Annotated in this window: 6 protein-coding genes; 2 read left to right on the forward strand and 4 right to left on the reverse strand. The window is 69.8% G+C overall.

The window, feature by feature from the left end:
- Positions 1-67 precede the first annotated feature (67 nt).
- The 4 genes from ACFVYK_RS29280 to ACFVYK_RS29295 form a co-directional block, all read right to left on the reverse strand.
- Entirely contained in the window at positions 68-1,810 is a 1,743-nt protein-coding gene (locus ACFVYK_RS29280; protein WP_389779221.1) for an alpha-amylase family glycosyl hydrolase, read from the reverse strand.
- 137 nt (positions 1,811-1,947) lie between these two features.
- Positions 1,948-2,856: a sugar ABC transporter permease gene (locus tag ACFVYK_RS29285; protein ID WP_389779223.1), complete on the reverse strand. Its 909-nt coding sequence runs from the start codon at positions 2,854-2,856 to the stop codon at positions 1,948-1,950.
- A gap of 13 nt (positions 2,857-2,869) precedes the next feature.
- A complete protein-coding gene (locus tag ACFVYK_RS29290) occupies positions 2,870-3,874 on the reverse strand; it encodes a carbohydrate ABC transporter permease (protein WP_389779225.1) in 1,005 nt (334 codons plus the stop codon).
- A 109-nt stretch (positions 3,875-3,983) separates the two neighbouring features.
- Complete coding sequence (locus ACFVYK_RS29295) at positions 3,984-5,258, reverse strand: extracellular solute-binding protein (RefSeq protein ID WP_389779227.1); 1,275 nt, start codon at positions 5,256-5,258, stop codon at positions 3,984-3,986.
- A gap of 404 nt (positions 5,259-5,662) precedes the next feature.
- Here ACFVYK_RS29295 and ACFVYK_RS29300 point away from each other — a divergent pair, with 404 nt between their 5' ends.
- Together ACFVYK_RS29300 and ACFVYK_RS29305 are read left to right on the forward strand one after the other, a co-directional pair.
- Positions 5,663-6,697 (forward strand): LacI family DNA-binding transcriptional regulator, encoded by a 1,035-nt coding sequence (locus tag ACFVYK_RS29300; RefSeq protein ID WP_389779229.1) that lies wholly within the window; start codon positions 5,663-5,665, stop codon positions 6,695-6,697.
- Between the two features lie 148 nt (positions 6,698-6,845).
- The gene (locus tag ACFVYK_RS29305; protein WP_389779231.1) at positions 6,846-7,706 is read left to right on the forward strand and encodes a phosphatase PAP2 family protein; all 861 of its coding nucleotides are present in this window, start codon (positions 6,846-6,848) and stop codon (positions 7,704-7,706) included.
- The last annotated feature ends 81 nt before the right edge of the window (positions 7,707-7,787 follow it).

Below are 7,787 nucleotides of genomic sequence, written 5' to 3' on the forward strand. Positions count from 1 at the left end.
CCACCGGCGCCTTCCCGGGGACGACGGGCCTTCAACGTAGCGGTCGGGCGGTCGTGCGGTCGTGCGGTCAGGCGGTCGTGAACCAGACGGTCGTGTCGGCCGGGAGCTTCGCCTCGCCGGCGTCCGTCCCGGCCACCTCGTCGCTCGCGAGCAGCACCCGGCCGTACGCCGGGATCGTCACCGAGTCCCCCGTCGTGTTCGCGACGCACACGAACTCGCCGCGCCGGAAGGCGAGGACGCCCTCCGGGGCCTTCAGCCACTCGACCGAGTCACCGGCGCCCAGGTCGGTCCGGGCACGGCGGATGCCGAGGGCCGAGCGGTACAGCTCCAGGGTCGACCCCGGGGCGCCCGTCTGGGCCGCGACGCTCAGCTCGCCCCAGCCGGCCGGCTGCGGGAGCCAGCTGCCGCCGTCGCCGAAGCCGTACGACGAGCCCTCTCGCGTCCACGGGATCGGCACCCGGCAGCCGTCGCGGAAGCCGTCCTGGCCGGCGCCGCGGAAGTAGGCCGGGTCCTGACGGACCTCGTCGGCCAGGTCGACGACGTCGGGCAGGCCGAGCTCCTCGCCCTGGTAGACGTACGCGGAGCCGGGCAGGGCCAGCATCAGCAGCGTGGCCGCGCGGGCCCGGCGCAGACCGAGGTCACGGTCGCCGGCGGTGCGGATCTGGGTGCCGAGGCCGGGCGGGTTGGCGAAGCGCGTCGCGTGCCGGGTCACGTCGTGGTTGGACAGGACCCAGGTGGCCGGGGCGCCGACCGGGCGCATCGACTCCAGCGTGCGGTCGATGACCTCGCGCAGCTCCGCCGCGTTCCAGGCGGTGCTCAGGTACTGGAAGTTGAACGCCTGGTGGAGTTCGTCGGGGCGGACGTAGTTCGCGGTGCGCTCGATGGTCGGGGTCCAGGCCTCGGCCACGAAGATGCGCCCACCCGTCTCCCGCCCCCGCCCTGCCGAGGAAGGCCCTTCGGGCCCCTTCTTGTTTCCGGAGTACTCGTCGAGGATCAGCCGCCACTGGCGGTAGATCTCGTGGACGCCGTCCTGGTCGAAGAACGGCATGACATCGTTGCCCAGCAGTTTCAGCTGGTCGTGGGCGCCGAGGTCGGGAAGTCCGGGGGCCTTGACCAGGCCGTGGGCCACGTCGATGCGGAAGCCGTCGACGCCCATGTCCAGCCAGAAGCGCAGGATCGAGCGGAACTCGTCGCCGACGGCCGGGTGGTCCCAGTTGAAGTCGGGCTGTTCGGGGGCGAAGAGGTGCAGGTACCACTCCCCCGGCGCGCCGTCCGGCTCGGTGACCCGCGTCCAGGCGGGGCCGCCGAAGATGGACTCCCAGTCGTTGGGCGGGAGTTCGCCGTCCTTCCCCTTGCCGGGGCGGAAGTGGTAGCGGTCGCGCAGGGACGAGCCGGGGCCCTCCGCGAGCGCCCGCTTGAACCACTCGTGCTGGTCGGAGGAGTGGTTGGGGACCAGGTCGACGATGATCCGCAGACCCAGTCCATGGGCGTCGCGGATCAGGGCGTCGGCGTCCAGCAGGTTGCCGAACATGGGGTCCACCGCGCGGTAGTCGGCGACGTCGTAGCCGGCGTCGGCCTGCGGGGAGGCGTAGAAGGGGCTGAGCCAGACGGCGTCCACGCCGAGGTCGCGCAGGTACGGCAGGCGCGAGCGGACGCCTTCCAGGTCGCCCATGCCGTCACCGTCGCTGTCGGCGAAGCTGCGGGGGTACACCTGGTAGATCACCGCGTCCCGCCACCAGTCCCGGTGCTGGGCGACGGTGGCTTCGGCCGAGGTGGGGGCGGGGGCCGGGGCTGCGGGCTGCTGGCTCATGGCGTCCTTGGTACCTAACGGAGTCATCGGGTCAGGGGCAGGGAGGGAGGGGGCGGGTGACGAGGCGGCCGCGGTCGCAGCGGGGTCGGATGGTGACCGCGACCGCCTCGGGTCTTCGGGGGGAGCAGGGGGCGAGGTCACCCCTTGGTGCCGCCCGCGGTGAGGCCGGTCACCAGGTTCTTCTGCACGAGGTAGAAGAACACGGCGGCGGGTATCGCGATCAGCACGGCGGTGGCGGCCATCAGGTTGCGCTGGGCGTCGTGCTCGCTGACGAAGGACTGCAGACCGACGGCGAGCGTGTACTTGTCGTCGCTGAGCATGAACGTCGAGGCGAAGGCGACCTCGCTGAACGCGGTGAGGAAGTTGTAGAAGGCGGCCACCGCGAGGCCGGGCTTGGCCAGCGGCAGCACCAGCCGGAAGAAGGTGCCGAACGGGGTGAGCCCGTCGACGCGTCCCGCCTCGTCGATCTCGAAGGGGATGGTGTCGAAGTACCCCTTGAGCAGCCAGGCGCTGTACGGGATGACCGTCGTGCAGTAGACGAGGATCAGGCCGAGGTAGTTGTCGATGAGCTGCAGGTCGGACAGGATCTGGTACATCGGCACCATGAGCACGGCGACCGGGAACATCTGGGTGACCAGCAGCACCCACATGAACTTCTTGTAGCCGGGGAAGCGCATGCGCGAGACGGCGTAGCCGGTGGTGGCGGCGATGAGCACGCCGATGGCCGTGGTGCCGAGGGTGACGATCAGCGAGCTCTTCAGCCAGTCGAAGAACTCGGTGTGCTGCAGGACGGACGAGTAGTTGGCGAACGTCATCTTGTCCCAGATGCCGCCCGGGTGCAGGTAGTCGTCCTTGTCCGGGCCGAGGGACAGATAGACCAGCCAGGCGATCGGGAAGAGCGCGATCAGGCTCGCCACGATCAGGACGCCGTGCGAGGCGAGCGAGCCGGCGAGGCTGTTCTCGCCGCGTCGCCGGGCCCGGCGCGGGGCCTTGGCGGGACGCGGCTCGGCCACCGGGGCGCAGGGCTCGGCTGTGGTGGTACTCATGGGAACTCCTGCCTCAGATCGCGAGCTGCTGCTCGTTGCGGTTCAGCCAGCGGCGGTAGAACGACGTGAAGACGATCAGGATGGCCAGCAGCAGGATGCCGTAGGCGGCCGACTGGGCGAAGTCACGCGGCTGTTGTCCGAAGCCGAGGTAGTACGCCCAGGTGACGAGGATCTGCGCGTCGGGAGCGGTGTTGCCGAACAGCAGGAAGATGACGGCGAACTGGTTGAACGTCCAGATGATGCCCAGCAGGACGACGGTCGAGCTGACCGAGCGCAGACCCGGCAGGGTGACGTAGCGGAAGCGCTGCCAGGCGCTCGCGCCGTCCATCTCGGCGGCCTCGTAGAGGGAGGCGTCGATCGCCTGCAGGCCCCCGAGCAGCGAGATCATCATGAACGGCACACCGCACCAGGTGTTGACCATGATCGCGGCGAACCGCTGCCAGAAGGTGTCCTCCAGCCACAGCGGCGAGGGCAGGTGCAGGGCGTCGAGCGCGGAGTTGATGACGCCGCCGTCGGCGAGCATGAAACGCCAGCCGAAGACCGTGACGAACGTGGGCACCGCCCAGGGCAGCACCAGAACCATCCGGTACAGGGTCCGTCCGCGCAGCTTCTGGTCGAGGAGCAGGGCGAGGCCGAGGCCGATGCCGTAGTGCAGGACGACACAGGTCGCCGTCCACACGATCGTCCAGATGAAGTGCGACCAGAAGCGGTCGTAGGCGGTGGGGCCCCACAGGATGTCGGCGTAGTTGTCCAGGCCGATGAACTTGTAGGTGGCGTCGATGTGGTTGACGCCGATCGTGCGCGCGGTGTTGAGGCTGTCGGCGTCGGTCAGCGTCAGGTAGAGGCCGTACACCAGGGGGTACAGCACGAGGACGCCGAGGACGACCGCCACGGGGGCGATCATCACGTAGGCGTACCAGTGCTTGTGGTAGCCGCGCTTCAGGCGTCCGGTGAGCCCGGGCCCCGGCTCACGGTCACCGCGGCGCTTGCCGGTCGCGCGGTCGATGGCGACTGTCATGGTTCGACACCTTCTGGATCTTCACGCTGGATCGTCGACGGGGGGTACGGCTCACAGGCCGGTGGCCGCCGGATCCCCCCGTGCCGGGGGATCCGGCGGCCACGCGGACTCACTTGCTGAAGTCCGGCACCAGCTTGGCGATGGCCAGTTCGGCGTTGCCCAGACCCTTGTCGAGGGTCTCCTTGCCGCCCGCGATCTTGGGCAGTTCGGTGTCGAGCGGACCCCACAGGGAGCTGTACTCCGGCAGCGCCGGGCGCGGCTGGGCGGCGGACAGGACGGTCTGGTAACCGGCGATGCCCGGGTCGGCCTTGACGGCGGCGGTGTAGGCGTCGTCGCGCGTGGGCAGCGTGGAGTTCTTCTGGGCGATGGTCGCCTGGGACGCGGCGGAGGTCATGAAGTTCAGGAACTTCAGCGCGGCGGCCTGGTGGGCCTTGTCCGAGCCGGCGTAGACCGACAGGTTGTGGCCGCCGGTCGGGGCGCCCGCCTTGCCGGTGGAGCCGGCCGGGACGGTCGCGATGCCGAGATTGGCCTTGTCCTTGAAGGCGCTGCCCTTGTAGAAGTTGGTGATCTCCCACGGGCCCTGCACGATCGCGGCGACCTTGCCGTTGACGAAGGCGTCCTGGATGTGGGCGTACGCGTCGGCCGTGGTGTCGGCCTTGTGCAGGCCCTTGCCGTCGAAGAGGCCCAGCCAGGCGCCGTACGCCTTCTTCGCCGCCGGCGAGGCGACGGTGATCTTCTTGGCGCCGGCGTCGACGGTGTCGGCGCCCTCGCCGTAGAGGAAGGACTGCGCGTAGTAGGCCTGGGTGGATCCCCAGTAGCCGTCGACGCCGGTCTTGTCCTTGACGGTGGCCGCGGCGGTCTTCAGCTCGTCCCACGTCTTGGGAGCGGCGGTGATGCCGGCCTTCGCGAAGAGGGCCTTGTTGTAGACCAGCGCCAGCGTGTCGGTGACCAGCGGGACGCCGTACGTCTTGCCCTCGTACTTGGCCTGCTCCAGCAGGTTCGCCTTGAACTTGGACCGGTCCTTCAGGGCGTCCGTGCCGTCCAGCGGCAGGAAGTAGCCCTTCTTGGCGAAGGCAGGGGTCCAGCCGACCTCGGAGCGCAGCACGTCCGGGGCGCCGGAGGCGCCGGCGGCCGTGTCGAACTTGTTCTGCGCCTGGTCGAAGGGCACGTTGACGTACTTGACCTTGACGTCCTTGTTGGCGGCCTCGAACTGCTTGACCAGGGCCTGGTACGTGGGCGCCTCATTGGTGGCGTTGGAGGTGTCCCACCAGGTGATGGTGACCGGCCCGGACGATTCGTCGCTGCCGCTGTCGTCTCCGCCGCAGGCCGTCGCCGCGAGGGCGAAGGACGCCACCAGCGCGGTGGCCGCTATGCCACGCCGCATGAGTTTCTCCTTGAGGGTGAAAGCCCGTATAGCTACAGGCGGCGGTCCCGTCCGCCGTCCTGCCGACTGTGCCGACCGCGCCGTTGCCGCCGCCGGGCGACGTGAACGTAACAGCGTTGCAAGCGGCACGAAAGACCTTGCAGAAAAAAAGTGCAAGACACCTCTGAAGTTATCCGCGCGTGACGTCTGCGTGACCCCTCCTCGACCACCGTGAGACCGTTGTTGTCGCGGTTGACCGGCCTCACCGCGAGGCGGGCGGCCTCTGTGCAAGACTCTGAAAGCTCTTGCCATCACTTTCACGAGGGAGCGCGATGACGCAGCAGCCCGGCGCGGCCCGTTCACCAGGTCGCCCACGGCGGCCGATCGGTGTGCAAGGCGGCACCCGACCGGTACAGTCCACCCCTGTGACCACACGGCTTGCCGACATCGCCGCGCAGGCGGGGGTGAGCGAAGCGACCGTCAGCCGCGTCCTCAACGGCAAGCCTGGCGTCGCCGCCACCACCCGTCAGTCCGTGCTCGCCGCTCTGGACGTCCTGGGCTACGAGCGCCCCGTCCGGTTGCGCCAGCGCAGCGCGGGCCTGGTCGGCCTGATCACGCCGGAGCTGGAGAACCCGATATTCCCGGCCCTGGCCCAGGTCATCGGACAGGCGCTGACCCGCCAGGGCTATACCCCCGTGCTCGCCACCCAGACCCCGGGCGGCTCCACGGAGGACGAGCTGACCGAGATGCTGGTCGACCGCGGCGTCGCCGGCATCATCTACGTCTCCGGTCTGCACGCCGACACCACGGCGGACATGCAGCGCTACGAGCAACTGCGCGCCCAGGGCGTCCCCTTCGTCCTCGTGGACGGCTTCTCCCCGAAGGTGCAGGCCCCCTTCATCTCCCCCGACGACCGGGCGGCGATGATCCTGGCGGTCACCCACCTCGTCTCGCTCGGCCACACCCGGGTGGGTCTCGCCCTCGGCCCCAAGCGTTTCGTGCCGGTCCAGCGCAAGATCGAGGGCTTCGTGCGGGCGATGCAGGAACAGCTGGGCCTGAGCCCCGAGACGATCGAGACCGAGCTGGTCCAGCACTCCCTCTACACCCTGGAGGGCGGCCAGGCGGCGACGTCGGCCCTGATCGACCGCGGCTGCACGGCGATCGTCTGCGCCAGCGACATGATGGCGCTGGGCGCGATACGAACGGCCAGGCAGCGCGGTCTGGCCGTCCCACAGGACGTCTCGGTGGTGGGTTTCGACGACTCCCCGCTGATCGCCTTCACCGACCCGCCGCTGACGACCGTGCGCAAGCCCGTCCCGGCGATGGGCCAGGCCGCCGTCCGCACCCTGCTGGAGGAGATCGGCGGGACGCCCGCCCCGCACAGCGAGTTCGTCTTCATGCCCGAGCTGGTGGTGCGCGGTTCGACCGCCTCGGCCCCCCGGGACCGCGTCCTTCCCTAGGGTCAGTCGTCCGCGGGACGGAGGGTGCGGCCCTTCGCCCGGTGCTCCGGCAGGAGACCAAGAGGGTCTTTCCGGCGGAGAACGTGCGGCCCCGCCCCTACCGGGGGATGATCGGGCCAAGAGGGCTTTTCTGGCAGACTCTGTGTCCATGGGTGAACCGACTGTGACGCCACTGGAAGGCCGTGACCAGACCGTTCCTCACCCTGTCACGGCCCGCGTACGACAGCGCCGCCTGAGCCCGTTGCGCACCCCGCACCGTCCGCGTCTGTGGTTCGAGATCCTGCTCATCGCGGTGAGTTACTGGACGTACTCCCTGGTGCGCAACGCGGTCCCCGAGCAGCGCGGCGCCGCGCTGCGCAACGCGGACTGGATCTGGCGCGCCGAGCACAGCCTCGGCATCGCGGTGGAGGAGTCGGTCAACCACACGGTGAACTCGTTGACCTGGCTCATCGTGGGCATGAACTACTACTACGCCACACTGCACTTCGTCGTCACGCTGGCCGTCCTGGTCTGGCTCTACCGCAGCCATCCGGGCCGTTACGCGGCCGCCCGCCTGGTGCTCTTCGGGACCACCGCCGTCGCCCTCGCCGGTTACTACCTGTACCCCCTCGCGCCGCCGCGCCTGATGCCGGGCGGCGACTTCGTCGACACGGTGGCGGCCCACCGGACGTGGGGCTCGATGGCCTCCGGCGACCTCAAGCACATGTCGAACCAGTACGCGGCGATGCCGTCCATGCACATCGGCTGGTCCGTGTGGTGCGGCCTGACCGTCTTCGCTCTGGCCCGTCTCCCCTGGGTGCGCATCCTCGGGCTGCTGTACCCGACGGGCACCCTGGTGGTCATCGTCGCCACGGCCAACCACTTCTGGCTGGACGCGGTGGGCGGCGTCCTGTGCCTGGCCTTCGGCTTCGCCGTGGCACGCCTCTGGTACGGCGCCCTGCCCTACGCCCTGCCGAGGACCGTGCCCGCGAGGAGAGCGGACACACGCCTGCCGCGCGGCAGAACCTGACGTCCCGCGCTCCCCCGGCGGTCGGACTCACGAACCGCGCGAGGGCCGGACAGCCGGACGACCGGCGCCCCCGGACGACGC

Origin of the sequence: Streptomyces sp. NPDC058291, from assembly GCF_042880855.1 — a bacterium.
GTDB lineage: Bacteria > Actinomycetota > Actinomycetes > Streptomycetales > Streptomycetaceae > Streptomyces.